Source organism: Brevundimonas sp. NPDC090276, from assembly GCF_044772165.1.
GTDB lineage: Bacteria > Pseudomonadota > Alphaproteobacteria > Caulobacterales > Caulobacteraceae > Brevundimonas.
In genome coordinates this window covers 347,007-371,907 of record NZ_JBIVYK010000002.1, presented here as the reverse complement: position 1 = coordinate 371,907, position 24,901 = coordinate 347,007, and the positions used below count along the sequence as shown (strand labels likewise).

Sequence of the window (24,901 nt, the reverse complement as noted above, 5' to 3'; positions counted from 1 at the left end):
CCTCAGGCAGCAATCGCGAGCGAGGCGATGATGTCGTTCGCGATCCGCCGGGCCATGGCGTCCACGGCCAGGGCCGCGTCACAGGCGTCGTCGGAACCGGAACCCACCCCCGCGTTCGTCGCACGCTCCAAGGTGTCGGCGACGACTGCGGCAATATTGAGAAAGCCCAGCCGACGGTCAAGGAAGGCCAAGGCCGCGACCTCGTTGGCCGCATTGAAAACGATGGGCGCAACGCCGCCCGCCGCCAGGGCCTCGCGCGCCAGCCGCAACGCCGGGAAGCGCGCCATGTCGGGCGCCTCAAAGGTCAGACGGCCCAGGGCGGCCAGATCCAGCCTGGGCGCGGGCCAGACCATACGGTCGGGCCAGGCCAGGGCGCAGGCGATCGGCGTCTTCATGTCCGGCGGCCCCATCTGGGCCAGGGTCGAACCATCCACATATTCCACAAGGCTGTGGATGATTGATTCGGGATGAACCACCACGTCGATCCGGTCACCAGTCATGGCGAACAGATAGGCCGCCTCGATCAGCTCCAGACCCTTGTTGGCCATGGTGGCGCTGTCGACCGATATCTTGGCGCCCATGCTCCAGTTGGGATGGGCGACCGCCTGCTCTGGCGTGATCCGGCCCATGGCCTCGCGCGGCAGGGTGCGGAACGGTCCGCCCGAAGCAGTCAGAACCAGCTTCGACACCTGCTCGGGCGCCTCGGCGGGAAAGACCTGGAAGATGGCGGAATGTTCGGAGTCGACCGGTATCAGCTTGCCCCCGCTGCGCTTGACCCGCTCAATCAGCGCCGGGCCGCAGCAGACGAGGCTTTCCTTGTTAGCCAGGGCCAGGGTCGCGCCGGTACCGGCCGCGGCCCAGGCCGAGCGCAGCCCTGCCGAGCCGACAATGGAGGCCATGACCCAATCCACGGGCCGGGTCGCGGCCTCGACGATGGCTTCGGGTCCAGCGGCGACCTCGACGTCCGTTCCCGTCAGGGCGTCGCGCAGTTCCGACAGACGGGCCGGATCGGCCGTTACGGCCAGCTTCGGCCGCCAGCGCCGGGCCTGTTCGGCCAAACGGGTGATATTGTTTCCGCCGGTCAGGACCTCGACCTGGAACGCGCCTGACCCTGCCGCCTCGGCCTGATCCATCAGGTCCAGCGTCGAGGTGCCGACCGAGCCGGTTGAGCCCAGCACGCTGACCTTGCGGGTGATCACGACCCCTGCCCCAGCATCAGAACGATCACACGCCCCGCCGCCACGACCACGACCGCGAACATCAGGCCGTCGACCCGGTCCAGCAGTCCGCCATGACCAGGAATGATGTTGCCCGCGTCCTTGACACCGAACCGACGCTTCAGGGCCGACTCCCACAGGTCGCCCGCCATGGTAGCCAGCGCGGCCGCAAGACCGAGAATCCCGCCCCAGAAGGCGTTCAGGCGACCCATCTCGAGCCATCCCGCCATGGCGGCGCCGGCGACCATCCCGGCGATCAGGCCGCCGATGAAGCCGGACCAGGTCTTGTTGGGCGAAAAGCGCGGCCACAGCTTGGGTCCGCCCACGGCGCTGCCGACCAGATAGGCCAGAATGTCCGAAGCCCAGGCCACGGCAAAGACCAGCACGGTCCAGTAAAGACCCTGAGCGTCGTTCAGATCGCGCAGCCAGATCAGAAGGACGCAGGGCCAACCAAGGTAGAGCACGCCATAGGCCGCATCCAGCGCTTCAGCCCCGCGCGACCGCGCAAACAATCCCGCCGCCAGAGCGCCGAAAACCAGCAGGACCAGCGCCAGCGACATCTGCCCGATATGCGCGGCAACCACAGCGATGATCAGAGCCAGAGCCACGGCAGCGCCGACCGAACGCCAGAAGCGCGGCGCACTCATCCGCGCCCATTCAAACGCCAGCAGGCCACAGGCGGCCACCACCAGGGCGCAGAACCAGCCGCCGCCGGCCCAGGTGGCCAGGACGGCCGCCGGCGCGAGCACAACGGCCGAGGCCGCTCTCAGGCCGATGTCACCGATCTTCAACGCCATCAGCCTACCGCCGTCTTCACGGCTGCGTCCGGCAAGGCGTCGCGCCCGCCATATCGCCGCTCGCGATTACCATAGAGGGACACCGCCTCGCCCAGCGCCTCGGCGCCATAGTCCGGCCAGAGAATGTCCTGGAACACCAGTTCGGCGTAGGCAGCTTCCCACAACAGGAAGTTGGACAGCCGCTGCTCGCCCGAGGTCCGCACGATCAGATCGACCGGCGGCGCGCCCGCCGTGGACAGGCCGGCGCCGAGGTCGTCCTCGGTCACGTCGCCGCTGAACTGCCCCGCGCGGGCCTGCTCGACCAGCCGCTGCGCCGCATCGACCAAGTCGGCCCGACCGCCGTAATTGAACGCCACCTGCAACAGGAAGCCAGTATTGTGTGCGGTCTGGGCTTCGGCGCGATCGACGATGGCGGCTATGTCGCTGGGCAACCCCTTGCGGCGGCCCAGGATGCGGATGCGCACTCCTGCGGCTTCCAGCCGCTTCAGATCACTGCCGACGAAGGCCCGCACCAGGCCCATCAGGTCCGACACCTCGTCCGCCGGACGGCTCCAGTTCTCGGTTGAGAAGCCGAACACGGTCAGGCAGCGGATGCCGAAGTCCGGCGCCGCCTTGATCGTGCGGCGCAGCGCCTGGACTCCCTCGCGGTGGCCCATGACGCGCGGCAGACCACGACGCTCGGCCCAGCGACCGTTGCCGTCCATGATCAGGGCGACGTGACGTGGCCCCTTTTCAGGCGCCGTGGCGACGGTCTCGGCCGACATTGTAAAGATCCCTCCCGACGCAGACCTGCGTCAGACCTGCATGATCTCGACTTCCTTGGCCTTCAAGGCCTCGTCAATGCGCTTGATGGCCGCGTCGGTGTCCTTCTGGACCTCAGCTTCCATCTTCTTCTGTTCGTCCTGACTGATCTCCGTGGCCTTTTCGGCCTTTTTCAGGTCGTCATTGGCGTCACGACGCACATTGCGCACGGCGATCTTCTGCTGTTCGGCGTACTTGCCTGCCAGCTTGACCAGGTCCTTGCGGCGCTCTTCGGTCAGCGGCGGAACCGGAATACGCAGGGTCTGACCGTCCACGATCGGGTTCAGGCCCAGACCGGCGGCGCGAACGGCCTTCTCGACCGGACCGACCATGCCCTTGTCCCAGACGTTGACCGAAATCATGCGCGGCTCAGGCACGCTGATGGCGGCCACGGCGTTCAGCGGCGAGGTCGAGCCATAGGCTTCGACCTGGACCGGATCCAGCAGACCCGCATTGGCCCGCCCCGTCCGCAGCCCGGCGTAGTCTTCCTTCAGCGAGGCGACGGACTTGTCCATCCGGTCCCGGTAGGTCTTGAGGTCGGGCTTGGCCATGGCGGTTTCCTTGGTCTGGTCGTTCGGGTCGAGGGCTGCTTACGCGGCCTTGTTGTTGGTGATGACGGTGAAGGTGCCTTCGCCGCGCAGGGTCTTGCGAAGCGAATCTTCCTCACGGATCGAGAAGACGACGATCGGAATGTCGCTGTCGCGCATCAGGGCGATGGCCGAGGCGTCCATGACGCGCAGGTCCTTGGCCAGAACTTCCTGATAGCTGAGGGTTTCATAGCGGGTCGCCGTCGCGTCCTTCTTGGGATCGGCGGTATAGACGCCGTCCACGCTGGTGCCCTTCAGCAGGGCGTCGCAGCCCATTTCAGCCGCGCGCAGCGCGGCGCCCGAATCAGTCGTGAAGAAGGGGGCGCCCACGCCGGCGGCGAAGATCACCACCCGCCCCTTCTCGAGGTGCCGCATGGCGCGACGGCGGATGTAGGGCTCGGCGATAGCGGCCATGGGAATGGCGCTCTGGACCCGCGTGTCAACGCCGATCTTCTCGAGCGCGCCCTGCATGGCCAGGGCGTTCATGATGGTGGCCAGCATGCCCATGTAGTCGGCGTTGGCGCGGTCCATGCCCTCAGCGGCCTTGGACAGGCCGCGGAAGATGTTGCCGCCGCCGATGACCAGGCAGATTTCGACGCCCTGGCGCGCCACGGCGGCGACCGCCGCCGCCACGACATCGACGGTCTTCATGTCGATGCCATAGGACTGCTCGCCCATCAGGACCTCGCCAGAGACCTTCAGCAGGACGCGCTTGTAACGAAACTCGGAAGGGGCGTCGGGCATGGGTCAGGGTCCGTGGATACTGGGGTTAGGCATCCGCGCGAGGTGAATCGGCGGCTCATCATAGACGAAGGGCGCGCCGGCCATCAAAGCCGAACGCGCCCTTTTGAAAATTCTTCCCTTTCAGGAAGAAACTTCGGTGTTAGTTGCCGCCCGTCATCGAGGCGACTTCAGAGGCGAAGTCCGGCGACTCGACCTTCTCGACGCCCTCGCCCAGAGCCAGACGGACGAAGCCGGCCAGGCGCAGGTTCGAGGAGCCCAGTTCCTTGCCCGAGTTGGCGACCAGCTGCTCGATGGTCACGTCCGGGTCCATGACGAACGGTTGCTTCGACAGCACCACGTCCTTCTGGAACTTGTTGATCTGGCCTTCCACGATCTTCTCGATCATGTTTTCCGGGCGGCCTTCTTCCTTGGCCTTTTCGATCAGAACCGAGCGTTCCTTCTCGATGGCGGCCGGGTCCAGGTCGTCGGTGTTCAGCGACAGCGGCGCCGTGGCGGCGACGTGCATGGCGATCTTGCGGCCCAGTTCGCGGAGGGCTTCCTGGTCGCCTTCGCCTTCCAGAGCCACCAGCACGCCGATGCGGCCGACGCCCGGCGACACAGCGTTGTGGACGTAGGTCGAAACCACGCCTTCATCGACCGACAGGCGGGCGGCGCGGCGCAGTTGCATGTTCTCGCCGATGGTGGCGATCAGTTGGGTCACTTCGTCCTGAACCGTGCGGCCGTTCTCCAGGGTCGCGCCCTGAATGGCTTCGACGCCGTCGTGGTGCAGGCCCAGTTGGGCGAACGACTTGGCTGCGGTCTGGAACAGGTCGTTGCGGGCGACGAAGTCGGTTTCGGCGTTGAACTCGATGGCGGCGGCGACTTCGCCTTTGCCTTCCGAGCGAACAGCCACGGCGACCAGGCCTTCAGCGGCGACGCGGTCAGCCTTCTTGGCGGCCTTGGACAGGCCCTTGGCGCGCAGCCAGTCGATAGCTGCGTCGATGTCGCCGTTGTTCTCAACCAGCGCCTTCTTGCAGTCCATCATGCCGACGCCCGAACGCTCGCGAAGTTCCTTCACGAGGGCGGCAGTGATCTCGGCCATGTTCTTCTCCTGAAAATTCAAATGAGCGGCCGGGCTTGAATAGCCCGGCCGCATGTCAGTTTGGCGTAGGTCCAATCACCGATCGGACCCCGAGGGCGTCTTAGCCCTCGACCTTTTCTTCAGTCGTCGCGAGCAGCTCTTCAGCAGCGCCTTCCGTGCCGGCCGGAGCGGCTTCAGCAGCGGCCGGAGCAGCAGCTTCACGCAGCATCGGCTCGACCGGAGCTTCCGAAGCGCCCAGGTCGATGCCCGAGGCCGAAGCGCCGGCGGCCAGGCCGTCCAGGACGGCGTCGGCGATCAGGTCGCAGTAGGTCTGGATGGCGCGGGCGGCGTCGTCGTTGCCCGGGACCGGGTAGGTGATGCCGTCGGGATCCGAGTTGGTGTCCAGGATGGCGATGATCGGGATGTTCAGCTTGCGAGCTTCCTGGATCGCGATCGACTCCTTGTTGGTGTCGATGACGAACATGATGTCCGGGATCGAACCCATGTCCTTGATGCCGCCCAGCGACAGCTCAAGCTTGTCCTTCTCGCGCTGCAGGGTCAGCAGCTCTTTCTTGACGCGGCCCTCGCCGCCGTTGGCCAGAACAGCTTCCAGCTCGCGCAGGCGGGCGATCGAGCCCGAGACGGTGCGCCAGTTGGTCAGCGTGCCGCCGAGCCAGCGGTTGTTCATGTAGTACTGGGCGCAGCGCGTGGCAGCTTCAGCCACCGGGCCAGCAGCCTGGCGCTTGGTGCCGACGAACAGAACGCGGCCGCCCTTTGCGGCGACGTCGCGCACAGCCACCAGAGCCTGGTGGAACAGCGGCATCGTCTGCGACAGGTCGATGATGTGGATGTTCGAGCGCGAGCCGAAGATGTAGCGGTCCATCTTCGGGTTCCAGCGGTGCGTCTGGTGGCCGAAGTGAGCGCCGGCTTCCAGCAGCGTACGCATCGAGAATTCAGGCAGAGCCATGATCGTTGTATCCTTTTTCCGATCAAACCTAGCGTGAGCGAGTAAAAGGACCGGACGGTCCCTCGGAACGGTGCAGGCCGGGATGTCTCCCCGGACCGCGCCACGCCCACGTGCGAAGTGCGCGCGCTCTCTAGGCGCATCGCCGGAAAAAGGCAAGTACGTGAACATGATCGGGATTTAACTTGTCCGCCGCTTCGAAGCCCGACCTCATGACGCCATGCGGATTTCCCACGTCCTCCTCACTGCCCCTTTCGTCGCCCTGACGCTTGCAACCATGGCGACCGCGCAAACGACAAGCGCGCCGGCCGCCGAGGACTATCGCCAGGACGCCCTGGCCCTGCCTTCGCTGATCGACGAACAATACGCCTATGCCGAGCGGCTGCCGGGCGGCGCCTTTCCCGATAGCGAGGCGCTCAGGGCTGAGGCTCGGGCAGTCCATGATCAAGCCAGCCTGCTACGATATGCGGAGCACGCCTTGACCGCTCTGGCTGACCATCACGCCATTACCGGCGCTTCCTTCGCCGACAGCTGGGCCGTGACGCCCAGCTACTCCGATCTCTGGGTCGAACCTCAAGGCCAGGCCTGGGTCATCACGGCCGTCCGCACAGGTTCTCCGGCTCACAACGCCGGGGTGCAGCCAGGCGACAGGCTGACGGCCGTGGGAGGCGGGACGACGACCGAGGCCGTCGTCGCCTTCTGGCGTGAAATCGGCCTGTCCGCCGACGGCGATCGTGCCGGATACGCCGCTCGCGTCCTGGCCGCCGGGCGACGGGATCGCTCCCGTGATCTGACGATCACCGCCGCCAATGGGACTGTTCGACGCCTGAATCTGCCTAGCCTTTATGCGGCGCGGCGCGACCACCCGCTGGTGGAAAGCCGCAGGGAAGACGACGCTCTCGTCATCCGCATCAACGACGCCTTGGGCGATCAGGCGACCATCGCCGCCTTCGACGCCGCCATGGCGACGGCTCAAGACGATCAGCCCATCGTCATCGACCTGACCGAAACGCCCAGCGGCGGCAACACCGTGGTCGCCCGTGCGATCATGGGCTGGTTCGTCGACGCCCCGGCCGCCTATCAGATCCACACCCTTCCGGCTGAGGCGCGCCAGACGGGGATCGAACGCCGCTGGCTCGAGCAGGTCCTGCCGCGCCCCGGCAAGCGCCACCATGGTCCCCTCGAGGTCCGCGTAGGACGCTGGACCGGCAGCATGGGCGAGGGCCTGGCCATCGGTCTGCACGCTCAAGGGGCGCACGTCGTCGGCCAGCCGATGGCGGGCCTGCTGGGGGCCATCTATGATCTGCGCCTGCCGCGCACCGGCCTTCTCATCAAAATCCCGGTCGAGCGACTATACGCCGTAGACGGCACCCCACGAGAACAGTTCCGCCCCGAGCCGAATTGATCAGAAGCTGCGCCCGTCCACTCGCTTGGCCGTCCAGGCCCATGGCTCGACGTCGGTCAGGGTCCGCACATTGATCGCCGCCACCTCGGCCCCGTCGGGCGCCACGCCGTAGCCGAAGGGCTGAACCCCGCAGGTCTTGCAGAAGCGATGGTCGATCTTGTGGTGGTTGAAGAAGTAGGAGGTCGTCGCCTCCTCACCCGCCGTCAGCCGAAACGCCGAGCGCGGCGCGAAGGCCAGGACGAAGCCCTTTCGATAGCAGTGCGAACAGTTGCACTCGATCAGGCCCTCCAACCCGACCTCGACCTCATAGGCCACCGCGCCGCAGTGGCAGGAACCCTTATGCACGGCCATGATCCATCCCTCCCTCAAGGTGTCGGCAAGCTGTATTCCAGATCATAGTGATGAACGCCGTCGGCGATGGTCAGGTGAAACACCCCTGCGATCCCGGCCAGTTCCCCTGCCCCCGATCCCGGCACGATGGTGATCAGCAGTTCCTGCGCGCCCCGGTCCATCAGCCCACGATGCACCAGGGCGAAGGCTCCCTCGCGCCCGTCGATGACGCCATGCACCCGATCCAGGGCGACATAGGCGCCTGACCGCTCGGGGCTCATGACCGCCAGCATCTCGCCGGAGGCGGTTCCGGTCAGATCGCCATGAAAGGTCTTGGCCAGAAGCATGCGTCCCGGCGCGTCCGACGCGGCGCCCTCCGCCGGCTGGACCGGAGTGATGACGACCTCAAAAATCCCGCGCGCACTCTTCATGAGCAGCCCCTCGTTCATCAGGCGTCCTCCAGCATCACCACGCCCGGCGCCGATTTCAACGCCCCGCGCAAGGCCGCGTCCAGTCGGTAGCGCCCGGGGAGCTTGATCTCGATCTCCGTCCGTCCGCCCAGCGTGGCCTGCAGCCAGACCTCGCCGCCCTTGCCCTGGGCCCTGGCCCGATCCAGCCGCGCCTTCAGCGCCTCGGCGTCGGCCGATTGGGCCGACAGGACGACCCGCAAGCCGATCTGGGTGTCGTCCAGCAGGGTCTCCATCCGACTGGCGTCGTCGCCGAAGAAGCGCACCTCGCCGTCCGCCGACTTGGCCCGCACCTTGACCAGCACCGAGGCCCCGACCTCAAGGATATCCCGGCAGCGCCGCAGCTGTTCCGGCGGAAACAGGCATTCGAACTCGCCCGTCGGGTCCGAGAAGGTGACGAAGGCGAACTTCTCGCCGCTCTTGGCGCTGGCCCGCTCCTGACGCCGACGCACGACGCCCGCCATCAGGAAGGCTTCGTGGCCCGCCTCGGCCAGACCCTGAGCCTCAGCCACGAAGGTCACGCGCTTGCGCTTCAAGGCGGGGGTCAGGTCTTCCAGCGGGTGCCCTGACAGGTAGAAGCCGACGGCCGCCAGTTCCTGATCCAGCTTGTCGGGGCCGGCCCAAGGCTCGACGCTCTTCAGGCGCGGTCGCGCGGCCCCCGCCTGATCCGCCCCGAACAGGCTGACCTGCGACGACGCACGCTCAGCGGCGACGCTCTGGCAATAGGCGATCAGGGTGTCGGCCTGCTCGAACAGCTGGCGGCGGTTGGAGTTCAGGCTGTCGAAAGCGCCCGCCTTGGCCAGGCCTTCCAGCGCCCGCTTGTTGACCGCCTTGGGGTCGACCCGCTCCAGGAAGTCAAAGATGTCGGCGAACGGCCCGCCCGCCTCACGCACCTCGACGACGTGCTTCATCGCCTCCAGACCCACGTTGCGGATGGCGCCCAGGGCATAAAGCACGCTGCCCTGCCCGTCCTTCCACGCCACGTCGAAGTCGGCGGAGGAGCGATTGATGTCGGGGGCCAGAACCGGGATCTCGAACCGCCGACAGTCCTGATAGAAGACCGCCAGCTTGTCGGTGTTCGACAGGTCGAGGCTCATCGAGGCGGCGAAGAACTCGACCGGGTGGTTGGCCTTCAGCCAGCCCGTCTGGAACGAGATCAGGGCATAGGCGGCGGCGTGGGACTTGTTGAAGCCATAGCCCGCGAACTTGGCCACCAGGTCGAAGATGGAGCCCGACTGGGCCTCTGGCACGGACTTCTCGGATGCGCCCTTGACGAAGCGGAGGCGCTGGAAATCCATCTCCTCCTTCTTCTTCTTGCCCATGGCGCGGCGCAGAAGGTCGGCTTCACCCAGACTGTAGCCCGCCAGGATCTGGGCGATCTTCATCACCTGTTCCTGGTAGATGATGACGCCGTAGGTCTCGGTCAGCACCTCCTTCAGGCTGGGGTGCAGATAGTCCACCTCGGCCCGCCCGAATTTCCGGTCGATATAGGTGTCGATCATCTCCATCGGCCCCGGCCGATAGAGAGAGATCAGAGCGGTGATTTCCTCGATGGACCCGCAGCGCATCTTGCGCAGGGTGTCGCGCATGCCCTGGGATTCCAGCTGGAACACCCCGACCGTCTGGCCCGAGGCCATCAGCTCATAGGTCTTGGGATCGTCCAGCGGCAGCAGGTTCCATTCCGGCGCCGCGCCGCGCCGTTCCAGATACTCGCGCGCCCGGTCCAGCACCGTCAGGGTCTTCAGGCCCAGGAAGTCGAACTTCACCAGACCGGCCGGCTCGACCCACTTCATGTTGAACTGGCTGGCCGGGATGGTCGAACGCGGGTCCTGATACAGCGGCACCAGCTCGGTCAGCGGCCGGTCGCCGATGACGATGCCTGCCGCGTGGGTCGAGGCGTTGCGGTACAGCCCCTCCAGCTCCAGCGCCGTTTCCAGAAGGGTCCGCACCGCCGGCTCGGCGTCGCGCGCCTCCTTCAGGCGCGGCTCCAGGTCGATGGCCTGGGCCAGGGTCACCGGGTTGGCCGGGTTGTTCGGCACCATCTTGCAGAGCCGGTCCACCTGGCCCAGCGGCATCTGCAGCACCCGGCCGACGTCGCGCAGCACGGCCCGCGCCTGCAGCGTGCCGAAGGTGATGATCTGGGCCACCCGGTCCTTGCCGTAGTGATCCTGCACATAGTCGATCACCTCTTCCCGCCGCTCCTGGCAGAAGTCGATGTCGAAGTCGGGCATGGAGACCCGTTCGGGGTTCAAGAAGCGCTCGAACAGCAGGCCGAACCGCAGCGGGTCCAGATCGGTGATGGTCAACGACCAGGCCACCAGCGAACCGGCGCCGGAGCCCCGGCCCGGCCCCACCGGGATGCCGTGCACCTTGGCCCACTTGATGAAGTCCGAAACGATCAGGAAGTAGCCGGGGAACCCCATCTGCTGGATGATCCCCACCTCCCATTCGAGGCGGGCCCAGTAGTCTTCCTCAGGCGCATAAGCCTTGTTCTTCTCCAGCCGGAGCTTCAGCCCCTCGCGCGCCTGGTGCGCCAGTTCGTCAGCCTCAGAGCGTCCGGCCCCGGTGTCGAAGCGCGGCAGAATCGGCGCGCGGGTCTGAACCAGGAAGGCGCAGCGGCGGGCGATGTCGATGGTGTTGTCGCAGGCTTCGGGCAGGTCCGCGAACAGGGTCCGCATGGCCTCGGCGGTCTTGAACCAGTGCTCCCCGGTGATGCGGCGCCGATCCTCCTGACCGGTGAAGGCGCCGTCGGAGATGCACAGCAGCGCGTCGTGCGACTTCGCCTGAGCCGCCTTGGCGTAATAGACGTCATTGGTGGCGACCAGAGGCACGTCGTTAGCGTAGGCCCATTCGACCAGGCCCTTCTCCGCCGCAGGCTCCTGCGGCAGACCGTGGCGTTGCAATTCGACATAGAAACGGTCACCGAAAACGCGTTTCATCTCTGCAAGAGAAGATAGCGCATCTTCGCGCTTGTTCTGGACGAACAGGGGGTCGATCGGGCCGTCGGGACCGCCCGACAGCAGAATCAGCCCCTCGGACTTATCCACAACCTGCGCCCAGGGGACGCCGGGCTCCGACATCTCGCCCGCGTCGAGGTAAGCGGCGGACGACAGGGCGCACAGGTTGAGCCAGCCCTGCTCGTTCTGGACCAGCAGCACCACGGTCGGGGTCTTGGCCCAGCGTTCGGCGACCTGGCCGCCGATGCCGAGCACCGGCAGGGCGCAGGCGACGATGGGCTGAACGCCCGCGTCCTTGGTGTTCTGACTGAACTCCAGCGCGCCGAACAGGTTGGCGCGGTCAGCGACGGCGACGGCGGGCATTCCCGCGTCCGCAGCCATCTTGCCGATCTTGCCGGCCTTGATCGCCCCTTCCAGCAAGGAATAGGCGCTGCGGACCCGCAGATGGACAAAGCCCTGACTGTTCGTCGTTTCCGCCAACACAAACTCCGCTGATCCCGCCCGTCGGGACCTCTCATATCCGACCGCCGCGCGGCCGGATTGTGATCATGCAGGGAGTCGATGCGGCGATCACGCCACCAGGAAAGACGCCTGCCAGATCATCCAGACGAAGCCGCCGCACGACGCAAGCGACAGCATATCCCTCACCCAACGCGACATCGGTTTATCCCCAGCTCCGTTGTTCCTGAAATGTTCTATATTCCTGCTTTGTTCTCATTGCAAGCGCGGAACACAACTGCCGCGCTCGCGCGTCGTCCTCGCCTTCCCCACCTTGGTGAAGCATTGAACGGGAGAGCCTCCCATGTCGTCGCGTGTCGTCCTGCTGATCGCCATAGCCCTGACGGCGGCCTGCTCGCCCGCGGAAACGCCGGTTGAGGCCGCGTCGCCGGAGCGGCCGCCGCCCGGCTTTCAGACAGCGATCTTCGCGGGCGGCTGCTTCTGGACCGAGGAAAAGGCCTTCGACGGCCTGCCCGGCGTACGCTCCGCAGTGTCGGGCTTCGTCGGCGGCACGGCGCCCAATCCGACCTATGAACAGGTCGTGCGCGGCGGCACCGGCTATCGCGAGGCTGTGCTGGTGACATTTGACCCGGCCGTGGTCAGCTACCGCACTCTGGTCGACCGCTTCTGGCGCACCATCGACCCGACTGATCAGACTGGACAGGTCTGTGATCAGGGTCCGTCCTACGTCACGGCGGTCTATGCGACCGACGCCCAGACGGCCACGGCTCAGGCCTCCCGCACGGCCGCGCGGACCGCGCTAGGCGCCAAGGGGGCCGGTTTCCTTACTCCCGTCTATCCCGCCATGCGGTTCTGGCCCGCCGCCCCCGAGCATCAGGACTTCGCCCGTCGGCACCCGGCACAATACGAAGCCTACCGCATCGGCTGCGGCCGCAGCGCGAGGCTGCGCACCCTGTGGGGCGCCGCCGCCGCTGGCTGAACTGCCCCGCCGGCCCAGAGCCCGCTCGCCACAGCCTGTGTCTGGCGGCGAAAGGCAAAGCTCGTCATGGTTGGGCCATGACTGCTGATCGCCCCGGCCTGAGTCCCCTGCCCGTTCCGCCGAAAGAACCGCCGGCCTATCGTGTCTTCGCGACGGCGGTTGCCTGCGGCTTGGTCTATGCCTTGGGCATCTATGGATGGACCCGGCTGAATGCGCCCGATTCAGGAATGTTGCTGATCGGCTTCTTGCTGGGCGCGCCAATCGCGGCCTGCATCCTCGCCGTCGCGGTGTCGGACCCCAACGGGATCAAGGGTAGCGGCTCTCACGCCAGCATTTCAGCCCTGACCGTCACGGTCATGCTGGTCTGCGCCGGCGTAGTTCTTCGCGAGGGCTCGGTCTGTCTGGTGATGGCGGCGCCCATCTTTTACGGTTCGGGCATTCTGGGCGGGGTGATTGCCGGAGGCGTCATGAAGAGCCGTCCGGGTCGCGTGGCCTGCCTCGCTCTGCTGGCCGTGCCGCTGATCGGCGTCCCGGTCGAAGCTGATCGCCCGCCACAAGCCCAGACTCGTGAGGTCGTCAGTCGCATCCATATCGACGCCGCGCCTCAGGTCGTCTGGAACAACCTGACCGACATCCGCGCCATCAAGGACCGCGAGCACCGCTGGAACTTCAGCCACGACCTGGTCGGCATTCCTAGACCGCAGGACGCGCGGATGGCCGGCGTCGGCGTCGGCGCGGTGCGGCATCTGCAATGGGCGCGGGGCGTTCGCTTCGAGGAACACATCACCGAATGGACGCCTGAGCGCGCCCTGGCCTGGACCTTCCACGTCGGCCCTGACGCCTCGCGCCTCATCCTCGATGAACACCTGACCGTCGACAGCGACTATCTGCGACTGGAGGAAGGCCGCTATCGCATCGAGGCCACGGCGGGCGGCGGTTCAGACCTGATCCTGACCACCCGTTACTGGATCCGCACGCCGATGAACGACTATGCGGCATGGTGGGGCGGCGTCTTCCTCGGCGACTTCCATCGCAACGTCCTCGGCGTGATCAAGAACCGCGCCGAGGCTGTCGCCTGACCTCAGTAGGTCTGGGCCTCGGCCGCACGCTCTTCCAGATGACCGTCTTTCAGGGCGAAGACGCGGTCCATGTGACCGGCCAGCTCCATGTTGTGGGTGGCGATCAGGGCGGCGACGCCCGTGGTCTTGGCCAGTTCGCGCAGGGCCTCGAACACGGCATGGCTGTTTGCGGGGTCGAGGTTGCCGGTCGGTTCGTCGGCCAGCAGCAGGCGCGGGTTGTTGGCCAGAGAACGGGCGATGGCGACGCGCTGCTGCTCGCCGCCCGACAACTGGGCCGGCTGATGGGTGAAACGCTCGCCCAGACCCAGGCTGGTCAACAGGGCCTCGGCCCGGCGGCGCGCCTCGGCCTCGGAATGGCCGGCGATGCGCATTGGCAGGGCGACATTATCCCGCGCATCAAATTCCGGCAGCAGATGGTGGAATTGATAGACGAATCCAATCCGCGACAGGCGCAGACGCGTGCGCGCCCGCTCGTCCAGACCGCCGACGTCCTCGCCGTCGATCATGACCTGACCGCTGGTCGGCCGCTCCAGCAGACCGGCGGCATGAAGCAGCGACGACTTGCCCGAGCCGGACGGCCCGATCAGGCCGACGACCTCGCCCGGCATGATGTCCAGATCAACGCCCTTCAGCACCGTCAGCCCGCCGGAAGCGGTCGGATAGGTGCGGATGATGCCGCGCAGGCTGAGCGTCGGCGTCTTGTTCAGCGGACTATTCAAAGCGCAGTGCCTCCACCGGGTCGATCCGCGACGCGTTCCACGACGGCGGCAGGCTGGCGAGGCAGCTCATGAAGAAGGAGAAGAGCGCCACCCAGGTCACGTCCCACGGATCGACCAGGGCCGGGATGGCGTCCAACATATAGACGTCGGCGTTGAACAGCTGGACCCCGGTGATGCCTTCGATGAAGTGCTGGATCGCGCCGATGTTCAGGCAGAACAGCAGGCCCAACACCAGACCGGCGATGGTCCCGCCGATGCCGATGGCCGCGCCCGACACGAAGAAGATGCGCAGGATCGAGGACGGGCTGGCCCCCACAGTGCGCAGGATGGCGATGTCGCGGGTCTTGTTCTTCACCAGCATGACGATGCCGCTGATGATGTTCATGGCGGCGATGGCGACGACCAAACCCAGGATGATGCTCATGGCCACGCGCTCGACCTTCAGCGCGCCCCAGAAGGCGGCCAGACGGACACGCCAATCGGTGACGATGCTGCCGGGCCCGGCGGCCTGCTGCACCGGGTTCAACAGGGTTTCGACCTGATCGGGTTCAGCGACCTTCATCTCGATCACGTCCCAGACCCCCTCCTTGCCGAAGAAGAGCTGGGCCTGTTCCAGAGGCATGAAGATGAAGGCGCGGTCGTAGTCGGCCGTGCCGGAACTGAAGATGCCGCCGACGCGGTAGGTCTTTTCCAGACCACCGAGGTTGCCGAAGGCGCTGTCGGCGCCGGTCGGCGAATAGATGGAGAGGGCGCTGCCGACGCTCAGCCCCATCTGGTCAGCCAGGGCCTTGCCGATCAGGATGTTGTCGCCGCCGTATTCGCCGCGCCCGAAGGAGTCCCGCATCTCGGGCGTCAGGCTGTCATAGACGAACTTGGTCGAGGCCAGGTCCTGGGGCCGAACGCCGCGTACGACGCCGCCGGTCATCTGGCCGCCAGCCCGGAACATGGCGGGAGATTCCGTCAGAGGCGTCACCGAGACCACGCCCGGCACGTCGCTGATGCGCTTCAGCGCCGCCTCGCGGTCGGGCGAGGTCAGGACCGGCCCCTGCACATACATGTGCCCGTTGAACGACAGCATCCGCCCCAGCAGTTCGCTGCGGAAGCCGGCCATGATGCTCATCACGCTGATCAGGACAGCCACGGCCAGCATGATGCCGACGAAGCTGATGATGGCGATCAGGGCGACCCCGCCCTCCTTGCGCTTGGCGCGAAGGTAGCGAAGCGCCAGTCCGATCTCCCAGGCGGAGAAGGGACCGGCCGGTTTCACGGCGGGCGGCGTGGATGCCGTCGCGACGTCGGTCATTTCGTCAGCAGCTCCAGGGCGGCGTCCAGCGACAGGGTTTGCTTCTCGCCGGTGGCGCGGCGCTTCAGTTCGACCACACCGTCGGCCAGGCCCTTGGGACCGATGGTCAGCTGCCACGGCACGCCGATCAGATCGGCGGTGGCGAACTTGCCGCCCGGACGCTCGTCGGTATCGTCGTAGAGGACGTCCTTGCCGAAGGCCTCCAGCTTGGCCACGGCATTTTCACAGGCGGCCGAGACGGCCTCGTCGCTGGCGCGTAGATTGATCACCACCACATCGAACGGGGCGACCGAGTCCGGCCAGATGATGCCGCCGGCGTCGTGGCTGGCCTCGATGATGGCGCCCAGCAGGCGCGACACGCCGACGCCGTAGCTGCCCATGTGGACCTCGGTGTCCTGACCGTCCGGCCCGGCAACCTTGGCCTTCATCGGCGTCGAGTATTTGGTGCCGAAGTAGAAGATGTGGCCGACCTCGATGCCGCGCGCCGACAGACGGTCGCCCTCGGCGGTCTCGGCCTCAAAGCGGCCCGCGTCGTGCATTTCCTCAGTCGCGGCGTAGAGGGCCGTGCGCTCGTTGAACACGCCTTCCAGTTGCTCGACGCTGAGGTTGTGGCCCGGCGCGTCCATCTCGACCAGCTTGCGGTCGCAGAAGACCTCGCTCTCGCCGGTCTCGGCCAGAACGATGAACTCGTGGCTCAGGTCGCCGCCGATCGGGCCGGTGTCGGCGCGCATCGGCACCGCCTTCAGGCCCAGGCGCGAGAAGGTGTTCAGATAGGCGGCGAACATGCGCTTGTAGGCGATGCGGGCCGAGGCCTCGTCCAGATCGAAGGAATAGGCGTCCTTCATCAGGAACTCGCGGCCGCGCATGACGCCGAAGCGCGGACGGCGCTCATCGCGGAACTTCCACTGGATGTGGAAGAGGTTCAGCGGCAGGGCCTTGTACGACTTCACATAGGCCCGGAAGATATCCGTGACCATTTCCTCGTTGGTCGGTCCGTACAGCAGCTCGCGCTCATGACGGTCGGTGATGCGCAGCATCTCCGGGCCGTAGGCGTCGTAGCGGCCGCTCTCGCGCCACAGGTCGGCCAGTTGCAGCGTCGGCATCAGCAGCTCGACAGCGCCGGCCTTGACCTGCTCCTCGCGCACGATGTTCTCGATCTTGCGCAGCACCCGCAGGCCCAGCGGCAGCCAGGCGTAGATGCCGGCGGCCTCCTGTTTGATCATGCCTGCGCGCAGCATCAGCTGGTGCGACACGATCTGGGCGTCGGAAGGGGCTTCTTTCAGGGTCGGCAGGAAATAGCGCGACAGGCGCATGGCGGGAATCTCTGCAAAATCAGTCAGGCCCGAGTTTTAAACGGGCGAATGGGGCGAAAGCTAGAGCGCAGGACCGCGCGTGAAGTCCGGCAGCGGCATCCATCCGGTCCAGACGATGAAGACAATGCCGACCCAGACGATGGCCGACACCCAGGTCGTGGTGATGAATTTCTTCTTCAACTGCGGATTGGCGGGCGCGCCCCACTGGCTGCCGTCGGTCGGCGGCGTCTCGACCTGCTTCGACGAGCCCAGCGGCAGGATCATGAACAACACGATCCACCACGTGGTCAGATACAGCGCCACCAGAGTGAAGGGGCCAAGAGGCATGGGCGATCATCCATCGGTTCGGGCGCCTGCCGCATTCCGCCCGCGTGATCAGCAGGCTAAGGAAAGGCGCGAAACAAGGACGCCCTCATGCCACAGATCACCCTGGAACACTCCCCCCATTTCGACGGGACCGATTGGCGCGCCCTGGCGCTGGAGATCCATCAGCTGTGCGTGGACCTGGTCGGCGCGACGACGCTGGCCTGCAAGACCCGCATCGTGCGCTGCGACGACCTGATCATCGCCGACGGCGACCCGGCCCAGGCCATGGTCCATTGCGACCTGCGTATCCTTACAGGCCGGACGCAGGAGCAGAAGACGGCGCTGGGCGAAGCGGTCCAGGCGGCATTGCTGGCGGGCGTGAAGCCCTACGACGGTTCAGCCCAGATTTCGGTCGAGATCGGAAATCTGGACAAGGACAACTATCGAAAGGTCACGCTGGGAGGCTGATTTGACCGAGACCGCGACCAGAGCCGGCGGCTGTCACTGCGGGACGGTCCGCTTTCGCGTCCGTCTCAACGACGGCCTGAATACGGCGCGCCGCTGCACCTGCTCCCTGTGTCGGATGCGGGGCGCGGTGGCGGTCTCTTCCGCCCTCGACGGATTCGAGATCACACAGGGCGAAGACGCCCTGTCCCTCTATCGCTTCAACACGGGCTCGGCGAAGCACTGGTTCTGCTCGCGCTGCGGCATCTACACCCATCACCAGCGCCGCTCGAACCAGCAGCAGTATGGGATCAACGTCGCCTGCCTCGACGGTGTCAGCCCGTTCGACTTCGCCGAGGTTCCCGTAATGGACGGTCAGGCCCACCCCAGCGACACCGGCGTCTCGCGGATCGCCGGGGTGCTGAGGTTTGAGCCGAACGACTGACCCTTACGGGTGTGGACGGCCGATGCCGTAGCGGGCCGCCCAATAGGGCAGGATGTCGTCGTCCTGCAGGAAACGGGCGCCGGTCTCCGCGCTGACCTGAGCGTCGGGCCAGTCGAACTCGCCGTCCAGCACCAGTATCGGGCAGCTCTGGTTGGCCTCCCCCACCTCGGCCACCACGGCGGCGCGCGGACGGGGGTGATCCAGATGCGTAACCTGAACCTGCTCACGCAGACGCGGATAGAGGCCGAGCACGCCTTCGATGCGGGCGCCGGGCGGGCAGTACCAAGGCCCGCCCTGATCGTCGAACCAGTCGGCGTTCAGCAGATAAAGCCGATCCGTCATTACAGACGCAGGATCACGGTTTCGACGATGGGTCGGCGATCCCAGACCTGCTGGCTGGCCTTCTTCAGAGCGCGGCTGACGGCCTGCTCGACCACCAACTCATCCTCCAGAGCCTCGCCCTTCAGCTTGCGAACCGCCTGTTCGGCGCGCTCGGCCAGATCGTCGAGGATATCGCCCAGCGGACGGTCCTCGTCGCCCGGCAGGCCGATGCCGCGCACGTCGATGTCGCTGACGATCTTGCCGCGTTTATCCATGGCGAAGCTGACGACCAGCACGCCGTTAGAGGCCGCGTGCCGGCGCTCGCGCAGGGCCTCGCCCGCCTCCTCGACCAGCATGCCGCCGTCGACGAACAGACGGCCCGAGGGCACTTCGTCGATGATGGCCGCGGGTCCGGGCGCCAGACGCACCATGTCGCCATTGCGCGGCGTCACGGTTTCCGGGACCTGCATGTCCTTGGCCAGATTGGCGTGTTCCATCAGGTGGCGGCGCATGCCGTGGGTCGGCACCGCGATCCGCGGACGGGCCCAGCTGTACATCTCGCGCAGTTCATCCCGGCACGGGTGGCCCGAGACGTGGATGCCCGGATGGTCCTTCTCGGTGTAGAGGCGCACGCCCCGGTCGGCCATCTTGTCCTGCAGACGGCCGATCGACAGCTCATTGCCCGGGATGACCCGCGACGAGAAGATGCAGTGGTCGCCCTTACCCAGCTTGATGAAGGGGTGAGTACCCTCGGCCACGCGCGACAGGGCCGCGCGGACCTCGCCTTGGCTGCCCGTGCAGAGATACAGGATCTCGTCCTCGGGCCAGACGCGCGCTTCCTGTTCGCTCAGGAAGGGTTTGACGTCGCTCAGCATGCCGACCGACTTGGCGGCGGCGGTGATGCGGTGCATCGAGCGCCCGGCCAGGGCCACACGGCGACCGGCGGACTCGGCGGCGCGGATGACGCTGTCCATGCGCGCGACATTGGAGGCGAAGCAGCCCACGGCGACGCGGCCCTTCAGGTCCTTGATCAGGGCGGCCAGGGCCACCTTCACGTCGCCCTCGGAACCGGCCACGCCGTCGACGAAAACGTTGGTGCTGTCGCAGACCATCGCCAGCACGCCCTCGTCGCCGAGACGCTTGATCGTCTCCACGTCGGTGCGCTCGCCCACGACCGGATCATTGTCGATCTTCCAGTCGCCGGTGTGCAGGACGGTGCCCAGCGGGGTCTTGATGGCCAGACCATTCGGCTCGGCGATCGAGTGGGTGATGGTGACGAAGGTCACGTCGAACGGACCCAGGTTCAGGTCGCCGCCCAGCGGAATCTCGTTCAGCTCGACATCGTCCAGGATGTTGGCGTCGCGCAGCTTCTCGCGGATCAGATAGGCGGTGAAGGGCGTCGCATAGAGCGGCGCCTTGATGCGCGGCCACAGCCAGCCCAGGGCGCCGATATGATCTTCGTGGGCGTGCGTCAGCACGATGCCCAGAATGTTCTCGCCTTCCAGGAAGGTGGGATCGGGCACGATCACGTCCACGCCGGGCGTGGAGGGGTCGCCGAAGGTCACGCCGACGTCGACGATGATCCACTTGCGATCATGCGCCGGGCCGAAACCATAGGCGTTCAGGTTCATGCCGACCTCGTTCGAGCCGCCCAGCGGCAGGAAGACGAGTTCGTCGTTTTGAGTTTTCTTTGTCATACGTCCCTAGAGATGGGTGTTCCGCCGCCAGATTTCGAGTAGGCCGCGGATGGTCAGGTCCGGATCAAACCGGTCGATTGAATTTGTGGAGCCCTCGAACAGCGAGGCGATGCCGCCGGTGCCGATGACCGTCATGGGCTTGCCCCACTCGGCCTTGATACGGTCCACCAGCCCTTCGATCAGGCCGATATAGCCCCAGAAGACGCCCGATTGCATGGAGGTGACGGTGTCGCGCCCGATGACGACATCAGGGCGTTGAATGGCGATGCGCGGCAGCTTGGCCGCCGCTTCGTGCAGGGCCTGCAGCGACAGGTTGATGCCCGGCGCGATCAGCCCGCCCTCGAAGGCCCCCTGCCCCCGCTCGGCGCCGCCGGACACCACGTCGAAGGTCGTGGCCGTGCCGCTGTCGATCAGCAGCAGATCGCCCTCATAGACCTGAAGCGCGCCTATGGCGTTGACCAGACGGTCGGCCCCGGCCTCGCTCGGCTTGGGAATGCGCACCTCGATACCGAGATTGACGTTCTCGCCGATCACCAGAGGCTCAACGGCGATATAGCGCCGCGCCAGGTTGCGCAGGTTGAAGATCGACTGCGGCACCACGCTGGAGATGATGCAGCCGTCGAGGTCCCTCATGGTCAGGCCCTTGCCGCGCATCTCGAACAACTGATGCAGCCAGACCGCATACTCGTCGGCCGTCCGCATGGCGTCGGTGGCCGTGCGCCATTGGGCGATCCAGTCGTTGCCGTCGTGAACGGCGAACAGGGTGTTGGTATTGCCTTGCTCGATCGCCAGCAACATCAGGCGGCCTCTCCGAAAAAGACGTCGCCGGCAGAGATCACCCGCAGCGACCCGTCCGGCAGTTTCAGACGCAGCGAGCCGTCCGCCTCGACCCCGTCGGCCGTGCCGGTCAGAGTTTCGCGGGTCAGCCGCGCCGTGCAGGGACCGTACAGACCAGGCGTCCGCGCGATCCAGGCGTCAAGAATGGGTTGAAAGCCGAACGTCATCCAACGGTCCAGCCAGACACCGAAGGTCTCGGCCAGAGCCTTGGCGGCCTCATCAACGCTCGGCGCTGCGACGACGCCCTGGCTCAGGTGTTCGGCGATGCAGGTGGCGGGGCGTTCGGTGTCGCCGGGCGTCTGGCTCAGGTTCACCCCAATGCCGACCGCCAGCCACAGACCGCCCGCAGTCATCCCGAACGCCGGCGCGGGCCCGGACTCGATCAGGATGCCGGAAGTCTTGCGGCCGTCCAGCAACACGTCATTGGGCCATTTGATCGTGACCAGGGCCGGCGGAACATAGCGGTCCAGCAGGTCAGCCACGGCCAGGGATGCGGCGAAGGTCAGCTGCGCGGCCTCGGCGGGGGATTTCCGCGTCAGCAGCAGCAAGCTGGATGCGAGATTGCCGCTCTCGCTCTCCCATTTGCGTCCGCGACGGCCGCGACCAGCCGTTTGCCGCCGGGCCGTGATCCACAGCGGCCCGCCCTCGCCCGCCTCGGCGCGGCGTCGCGCCTCGGCGTTGGTGGAGTCGGTTTCGTCGAGGATCAGGACCGGGGCGGCCAAGCGCCCTTATCCGACGCCGACGCCCGAGGCGGCGGCGCGGGTCAGCGGCTCCAGCCAGGTCAGGGCCACGATCACCAGCGGGAAGCAGAAGGCGGCGGCCGCGAGGGCGATCCACTTGGCTTCCAGCGGCGACTTGTCGGTCGTCACGTCGAACTCCGGCGTATCGAACCACATCACCTTGATGATGCGCAGGTAGTAGAAGCCGGCCACGACCGAGGCGACCAGACCGGCGGCGCCGGCCATCCAGTAGCCCGCGTCGGCGGCGGCGCCGAAGACGAAGAACTTGCCCCAGAAGCCCGACATCGGCGGGATGCCGACGGCCGACAGCGACAGGATGGTCAGGGCCACCGCCGTCAGCGGACGATCCTTCTTCAGACCGGCCAGATCGGCGATCTTGCGGATCGGACGACCGTTGCGGCTCAGCGACAGCAGGACGGCGAAGAAGCCGAACTGGTCGATGACATAGAGGGTCATGAACATCAGGGTGGCCTGGACGCCTGCCTGGGTGCCCGCCGCCACGCCCAACAGGGCGTAGCCGATGTTGATGATCGAGGAATAGGCCAGCAGGCGCTGGACATCCTTCTGCATCAGACCGCCGAACGAACCGACGGCGAAGCTGATCAGAGAGATCAGGATGATGACCTGGGCCCACTGACCGTGCGCCACGCCGAAGCCTTCGACCAGGACGCGGATGATCAGCACCATGGCGGCGATCTTCGGCGCCGTGGCGAACAGGGCCACGACCGGGGTCGGGGCGCCTTCATAGACGTCGGGCGTCCACATGTGGAAGGGCGCGGCCGAAACCTTGAACGCCAGACCGCAGATCAGGAAGACCAGGCCAAAGATCAGGCCCGGGCCGGGATTGGCGGTGGCGAAGGCGGCGATGTCGACGAAGCGCATCGAACCGGCGAAGCCGTAGATCAGGCTGGCGCCGTAGAGCAGCAGACCCGACGACAGGGCGCCCAGGACGAAATACTTCAGGCCTGCTTCCGAGGCCTTCAGGTTGTCGCGGTGATAGGCGGCCAGCACATAGAGGGCCAGCGAGTGCATCTCGATGCCGATGTAGAGCGAGATCAGGTCGCCCGAGGACGCCATCATCGACATGCCGACCGAGGCCAGCACGATCAGGACCGGATACTCGAACTTGGCCATGCCGTTTCGGTGGATCCAGCCGTCGCCGAGGACGATGGCGACCGCCGCCGACAGGAAGATGGCGACCTTGCCGTAGACGGCCAGAGGATCGGCCACATAGGCGCCGTTGAAGGCCGTGCCCAGCGGGCCGACCGCGGCCAGCACCGAGGCGACGGCCAGCAGCAGGATCGACAGACCCGAGATCAGGCGCGTCGACTTCTCGCCGGTGAAGGCGCCGAGCATGAGCAGCACCAGCCCGCCGACCGCAAGGGTCAGCTCCGGGGCGGCGAGTTGAAGGGCGGAAGACAGATCAGTCATTATGCTCTCACCCGCCGATGGCTGCGCGATAGGCGGTCGTCAGGGCTTCAACAGTCGGCCCGGTGTAGTCGAGGACGGCGTTGGGATAGAGGCCCAGCCAAATGGTGCCGACGATCAGCGGCACGAAGATCAGCAGCTCGCGCTTGTCGATGTCCGTGATGGTCTGCAGCGCCGGGTTCTTGATCTCGCCGTACATGACGTTGCGGAACAGCGTCAGGGCGTAGACCGCCGAGAAGATAACGCCCGAAGCCGCGATCAGGGCCGTCCAGGTCGAGACCTGATAGGCGCCCGTCATGGTCAGCACTTCGCCGATGAAGCCCGAGGTGCCCGGCAGGCCGACGTTGGCCATGGTGAACATCAGGAAGATGGCGGCATACCAGGGCATCCGCGCCGTCAGGCCACCGTAGAAGGCGATCTCACGCGTGTGCATCCGGTCATAGACCACGCCGACGCAGAGGAAGAGCGCGCCCGAGATCAGGCCGTGGCTCAGCATCTGGAAGACCGCGCCCTGAACCCCCGTGTCGTTGCCGGCGAAGATGCCCATGGTCACGAAGCCCATGTGGGCGACCGACGAATAGGCGATCAGCTTCTTGATGTCGGTCTGACGGAAGGCGACCAGCGAGGTGTAGACCACGGCGATCACCGACAGGGTGAAGACCAGGGGCGTGAACATCTGTGACGCCTGCGGGAACATCGGCAGGTTGAACAGGATGAAGCCGTAACCGCCCAGCTTCAGCAGGATGCCGGCCAGGATGACCGAACCGGCCGTCGGCGCCTGAACGTGGGCGTCGGGCAGCCAGGTGTGGACCGGCCACATCGGCATCTTGACCGCGAACGACGCGAAGAAGGCCAGCCACAGGATGGGCTGAACGGCCGGGTCGAAGGCGTACTTCTTGAGCTCGGGGATGCTGGTGGTGCCCGTCTCATGGGCCATCCACAGCATGGCCAGCAGCATCAGCACCGACCCCAGCAGGGTGTAGAGGAAGAACTTGTAGGAGGCGTAGATCCGGTTCGCCCCGCCCCAAATGCCGATGATCAGGAACATCGGCACCAGGGTGCCTTCGAAGAAGATGTAGAAGAGGAACAGGTCCAGCGACGTGAAGACGCCGATGACCAGTGTCTCCAGCACCAGGAAGGCGACCATGTATTCGACGACGCGCGTCTCGATCGACTTCCAGCTGGCCACGATGCAGATCGGCATCAGGAAGGCCGTCAGCAGGACGAACAGGATCGAGATCCCGTCCACGCCCAGATGGTACCCCGCGCCGGCGAACCAGGCGTAGTTTTCAACGAACTGATAGGCCGGGTTCGACGGATCGAACTGGGCCACCAGCAGGACGGACACGGCCAGCACCACCAGGGTGGTGCCCAGGGCGATCCAGCGCGCGGCCGGAGCCGCGGCGTCCTGGCCGCCCTTGTTCATCATGCCGGCCAGAAGCAGCAGGCCGGCGCCGACCAGCGGCAGGAAGGTGACGATGCTCAGAATGTGAGGCACGAGG

General features: G+C 66.3%; 25 protein-coding genes. 5 read left to right on the top strand and 20 right to left on the bottom strand.

The window, feature by feature from the left end:
• Positions 1–2 precede the first annotated feature (2 nt).
• The 7 genes from dxr to rpsB form a co-directional block, all read right to left on the bottom strand.
• Complete coding sequence (gene dxr / locus ACIQTU_RS07575) at positions 3–1,199, bottom strand: 1-deoxy-D-xylulose-5-phosphate reductoisomerase (protein ID WP_400544708.1); 1,197 nt, start codon at positions 1,197–1,199, stop codon at positions 3–5.
• Positions 1,196–2,014, bottom strand: coding sequence for a phosphatidate cytidylyltransferase (locus ACIQTU_RS07570; RefSeq protein ID WP_400544705.1), 819 nt, complete (start codon positions 2,012–2,014; stop codon positions 1,196–1,198). Before ACIQTU_RS07570 ends, dxr begins: the two co-directional genes overlap by 4 nt.
• Positions 2,014–2,778 carry a polyprenyl diphosphate synthase gene (gene uppS, locus ACIQTU_RS07565; protein ID WP_400544702.1) on the bottom strand — a complete coding sequence of 255 codons (765 nt, stop codon included), beginning with the start codon at positions 2,776–2,778 and terminating at the stop codon, positions 2,014–2,016. Before uppS ends, ACIQTU_RS07570 begins: the two co-directional genes overlap by 1 nt.
• Positions 2,779–2,808: 30 nt before the next feature.
• Positions 2,809–3,366: a ribosome recycling factor gene (frr, locus tag ACIQTU_RS07560; protein ID WP_400544699.1), complete on the bottom strand. Its 558-nt coding sequence runs from the start codon at positions 3,364–3,366 to the stop codon at positions 2,809–2,811.
• 39 nt (positions 3,367–3,405) lie between these two features.
• Entirely contained in the window at positions 3,406–4,146 is a 741-nt protein-coding gene (pyrH, locus tag ACIQTU_RS07555; RefSeq protein ID WP_400544696.1) for a UMP kinase, read from the bottom strand.
• Between the two features lie 139 nt (positions 4,147–4,285).
• Positions 4,286–5,227, bottom strand: coding sequence for a translation elongation factor Ts (tsf, locus tag ACIQTU_RS07550; RefSeq protein WP_400544693.1), 942 nt, complete (start codon positions 5,225–5,227; stop codon positions 4,286–4,288).
• Positions 5,228–5,327: 100 nt separating this feature from the next.
• The gene (gene rpsB / locus ACIQTU_RS07545; protein ID WP_400544690.1) at positions 5,328–6,173 is read right to left on the bottom strand and encodes a 30S ribosomal protein S2; all 846 of its coding nucleotides are present in this window, start codon (positions 6,171–6,173) and stop codon (positions 5,328–5,330) included.
• 274 nt (positions 6,174–6,447) lie between these two features.
• Between rpsB and ACIQTU_RS07540 the strand changes: the two genes are divergently transcribed.
• Positions 6,448–7,575, top strand: coding sequence for a S41 family peptidase (locus ACIQTU_RS07540; RefSeq protein ID WP_400544687.1), 1,128 nt, complete (start codon positions 6,448–6,450; stop codon positions 7,573–7,575).
• Here ACIQTU_RS07540 and ACIQTU_RS07535 read toward each other — a convergent pair whose 3' ends face one another.
• From ACIQTU_RS07535 to dnaE, 3 genes are read right to left on the bottom strand one after another with little or no spacing between them, the layout of a single operon-like run.
• Entirely contained in the window at positions 7,576–7,926 is a 351-nt protein-coding gene (locus ACIQTU_RS07535; protein WP_400544684.1) for a GFA family protein, read from the bottom strand.
• Between the two features lie 14 nt (positions 7,927–7,940).
• On the bottom strand, positions 7,941–8,354 hold the full coding sequence (locus ACIQTU_RS07530) for a DUF3224 domain-containing protein (RefSeq protein WP_400544681.1): 414 nt from the start codon (positions 8,352–8,354) through the stop codon (positions 7,941–7,943).
• Entirely contained in the window at positions 8,354–11,809 is a 3,456-nt protein-coding gene (dnaE, locus tag ACIQTU_RS07525) for a DNA polymerase III subunit alpha (protein WP_400544678.1), read from the bottom strand. Before dnaE ends, ACIQTU_RS07530 begins: the two co-directional genes overlap by 1 nt.
• Before the next feature lie 322 nt (positions 11,810–12,131).
• Between dnaE and msrA the strand changes: the two genes are divergently transcribed.
• On the top strand, positions 12,132–12,767 hold the full coding sequence (gene msrA, locus ACIQTU_RS07520) for a peptide-methionine (S)-S-oxide reductase MsrA (RefSeq protein ID WP_400544675.1): 636 nt from the start codon (positions 12,132–12,134) through the stop codon (positions 12,765–12,767).
• A gap of 77 nt (positions 12,768–12,844) precedes the next feature.
• Positions 12,845–13,846 carry a hypothetical protein gene (locus ACIQTU_RS07515; protein ID WP_400544672.1) on the top strand — a complete coding sequence of 334 codons (1,002 nt, stop codon included), beginning with the start codon at positions 12,845–12,847 and terminating at the stop codon, positions 13,844–13,846.
• 2 nt (positions 13,847–13,848) lie between these two features.
• Here the strand turns inward: ACIQTU_RS07515 and ACIQTU_RS07510 are convergent, their stop codons facing one another.
• Genes ACIQTU_RS07510 through ACIQTU_RS07495 form a run of 4 tightly spaced genes read right to left on the bottom strand, consistent with a single transcriptional unit; the run spans position 13,849 to position 17,508 of the window.
• Positions 13,849–14,565: an ABC transporter ATP-binding protein gene (locus ACIQTU_RS07510; RefSeq protein WP_400544669.1), complete on the bottom strand. Its 717-nt coding sequence runs from the start codon at positions 14,563–14,565 to the stop codon at positions 13,849–13,851.
• Positions 14,558–15,868: a lipoprotein-releasing ABC transporter permease subunit gene (locus tag ACIQTU_RS07505; protein WP_400544666.1), complete on the bottom strand. Its 1,311-nt coding sequence runs from the start codon at positions 15,866–15,868 to the stop codon at positions 14,558–14,560. Before ACIQTU_RS07505 ends, ACIQTU_RS07510 begins: the two co-directional genes overlap by 8 nt.
• Positions 15,865–17,181 carry a proline--tRNA ligase gene (gene proS, locus ACIQTU_RS07500; RefSeq protein ID WP_400544664.1) on the bottom strand — a complete coding sequence of 439 codons (1,317 nt, stop codon included), beginning with the start codon at positions 17,179–17,181 and terminating at the stop codon, positions 15,865–15,867. Before proS ends, ACIQTU_RS07505 begins: the two co-directional genes overlap by 4 nt.
• A 60-nt stretch (positions 17,182–17,241) precedes the next feature.
• Positions 17,242–17,508, bottom strand: a complete 267-nt coding sequence (locus tag ACIQTU_RS07495; RefSeq protein WP_400544661.1) for a DUF1467 family protein — start codon at positions 17,506–17,508, stop codon at positions 17,242–17,244.
• A gap of 87 nt (positions 17,509–17,595) precedes the next feature.
• Between ACIQTU_RS07495 and ACIQTU_RS07490 the strand changes: the two genes are divergently transcribed.
• Together ACIQTU_RS07490 and ACIQTU_RS07485 are read left to right on the top strand one after the other, a co-directional pair.
• Positions 17,596–17,955, top strand: coding sequence for a 5-carboxymethyl-2-hydroxymuconate Delta-isomerase (locus ACIQTU_RS07490; RefSeq protein ID WP_400544658.1), 360 nt, complete (start codon positions 17,596–17,598; stop codon positions 17,953–17,955).
• A 1-nt stretch (position 17,956) separates the two neighbouring features.
• Positions 17,957–18,376 (top strand): GFA family protein, encoded by a 420-nt coding sequence (locus ACIQTU_RS07485; RefSeq protein WP_400544655.1) that lies wholly within the window; start codon positions 17,957–17,959, stop codon positions 18,374–18,376.
• 3 nt (positions 18,377–18,379) lie between these two features.
• Here ACIQTU_RS07485 and ACIQTU_RS07480 read toward each other — a convergent pair whose 3' ends face one another.
• From ACIQTU_RS07480 to ACIQTU_RS07455, 6 genes are read right to left on the bottom strand one after another with little or no spacing between them, the layout of a single operon-like run.
• Positions 18,380–18,718, bottom strand: coding sequence for a DUF3088 family protein (locus ACIQTU_RS07480; RefSeq protein WP_400544652.1), 339 nt, complete (start codon positions 18,716–18,718; stop codon positions 18,380–18,382).
• Positions 18,718–20,394 (bottom strand): ribonuclease J, encoded by a 1,677-nt coding sequence (locus ACIQTU_RS07475; protein WP_400544649.1) that lies wholly within the window; start codon positions 20,392–20,394, stop codon positions 18,718–18,720. Before ACIQTU_RS07475 ends, ACIQTU_RS07480 begins: the two co-directional genes overlap by 1 nt.
• Before the next feature lie 6 nt (positions 20,395–20,400).
• Positions 20,401–21,195: a type III pantothenate kinase gene (locus ACIQTU_RS07470; RefSeq protein WP_400547064.1), complete on the bottom strand. Its 795-nt coding sequence runs from the start codon at positions 21,193–21,195 to the stop codon at positions 20,401–20,403.
• Complete coding sequence (locus tag ACIQTU_RS07465) at positions 21,192–21,953, bottom strand: biotin--[acetyl-CoA-carboxylase] ligase (RefSeq protein ID WP_400544646.1); 762 nt, start codon at positions 21,951–21,953, stop codon at positions 21,192–21,194. The genes ACIQTU_RS07470 and ACIQTU_RS07465 overlap by 4 nt, the downstream gene beginning before the upstream one ends.
• A 6-nt stretch (positions 21,954–21,959) precedes the next feature.
• Entirely contained in the window at positions 21,960–23,402 is a 1,443-nt protein-coding gene (nuoN, locus tag ACIQTU_RS07460; protein ID WP_400544643.1) for an NADH-quinone oxidoreductase subunit NuoN, read from the bottom strand.
• Between the two features lie 7 nt (positions 23,403–23,409).
• Positions 23,410–24,897: an NADH-quinone oxidoreductase subunit M gene (locus ACIQTU_RS07455; protein WP_292082654.1), complete on the bottom strand. Its 1,488-nt coding sequence runs from the start codon at positions 24,895–24,897 to the stop codon at positions 23,410–23,412.
• Positions 24,898–24,901 lie beyond the last annotated feature (4 nt).

What these genes read in the sequence shown, in the direction of transcription:
- msrA (WP_400544675.1), top strand. Translation starts at nt 12,132, where the DNA reads ATGTCGTCGCGTGTCGTCCTGCTGATCGCCATAGCCCTGACGGCGGCC.
- tsf (WP_400544693.1), bottom strand. Translation starts at nt 5,227, where the DNA reads ATGGCCGAGATCACTGCCGCCCTCGTGAAGGAACTTCGCGAGCGTTCG.
- ACIQTU_RS07535 (WP_400544684.1), bottom strand. Translation starts at nt 7,926, where the DNA reads ATGGCCGTGCATAAGGGTTCCTGCCACTGCGGCGCGGTGGCCTATGAG.
- frr (WP_400544699.1), bottom strand. Translation starts at nt 3,366, where the DNA reads ATGGCCAAGCCCGACCTCAAGACCTACCGGGACCGGATGGACAAGTCC.
- uppS (WP_400544702.1), bottom strand. Translation starts at nt 2,778, where the DNA reads ATGTCGGCCGAGACCGTCGCCACGGCGCCTGAAAAGGGGCCACGTCAC.
- ACIQTU_RS07570 (WP_400544705.1), bottom strand. Translation starts at nt 2,014, where the DNA reads ATGGCGTTGAAGATCGGTGACATCGGCCTGAGAGCGGCCTCGGCCGTT.
- ACIQTU_RS07480 (WP_400544652.1), bottom strand. Translation starts at nt 18,718, where the DNA reads ATGACGGATCGGCTTTATCTGCTGAACGCCGACTGGTTCGACGATCAG.
- ACIQTU_RS07490 (WP_400544658.1), top strand. Translation starts at nt 17,596, where the DNA reads ATGCCACAGATCACCCTGGAACACTCCCCCCATTTCGACGGGACCGAT.
- ACIQTU_RS07505 (WP_400544666.1), bottom strand. Translation starts at nt 15,868, where the DNA reads ATGACCGACGTCGCGACGGCATCCACGCCGCCCGCCGTGAAACCGGCC.
- rpsB (WP_400544690.1), bottom strand. Translation starts at nt 6,173, where the DNA reads ATGGCTCTGCCTGAATTCTCGATGCGTACGCTGCTGGAAGCCGGCGCT.
- ACIQTU_RS07475 (WP_400544649.1), bottom strand. Translation starts at nt 20,394, where the DNA reads ATGACAAAGAAAACTCAAAACGACGAACTCGTCTTCCTGCCGCTGGGC.
- pyrH (WP_400544696.1), bottom strand. Translation starts at nt 4,146, where the DNA reads ATGCCCGACGCCCCTTCCGAGTTTCGTTACAAGCGCGTCCTGCTGAAG.
- ACIQTU_RS07495 (WP_400544661.1), bottom strand. Translation starts at nt 17,508, where the DNA reads ATGCCTCTTGGCCCCTTCACTCTGGTGGCGCTGTATCTGACCACGTGG.
- ACIQTU_RS07540 (WP_400544687.1), top strand. Translation starts at nt 6,448, where the DNA reads ATGGCGACCGCGCAAACGACAAGCGCGCCGGCCGCCGAGGACTATCGC.
- ACIQTU_RS07515 (WP_400544672.1), top strand. Translation starts at nt 12,845, where the DNA reads ATGACTGCTGATCGCCCCGGCCTGAGTCCCCTGCCCGTTCCGCCGAAA.
- nuoN (WP_400544643.1), bottom strand. Translation starts at nt 23,402, where the DNA reads ATGACTGATCTGTCTTCCGCCCTTCAACTCGCCGCCCCGGAGCTGACC.
- proS (WP_400544664.1), bottom strand. Translation starts at nt 17,181, where the DNA reads ATGCGCCTGTCGCGCTATTTCCTGCCGACCCTGAAAGAAGCCCCTTCC.
- ACIQTU_RS07530 (WP_400544681.1), bottom strand. Translation starts at nt 8,354, where the DNA reads ATGAACGAGGGGCTGCTCATGAAGAGTGCGCGCGGGATTTTTGAGGTC.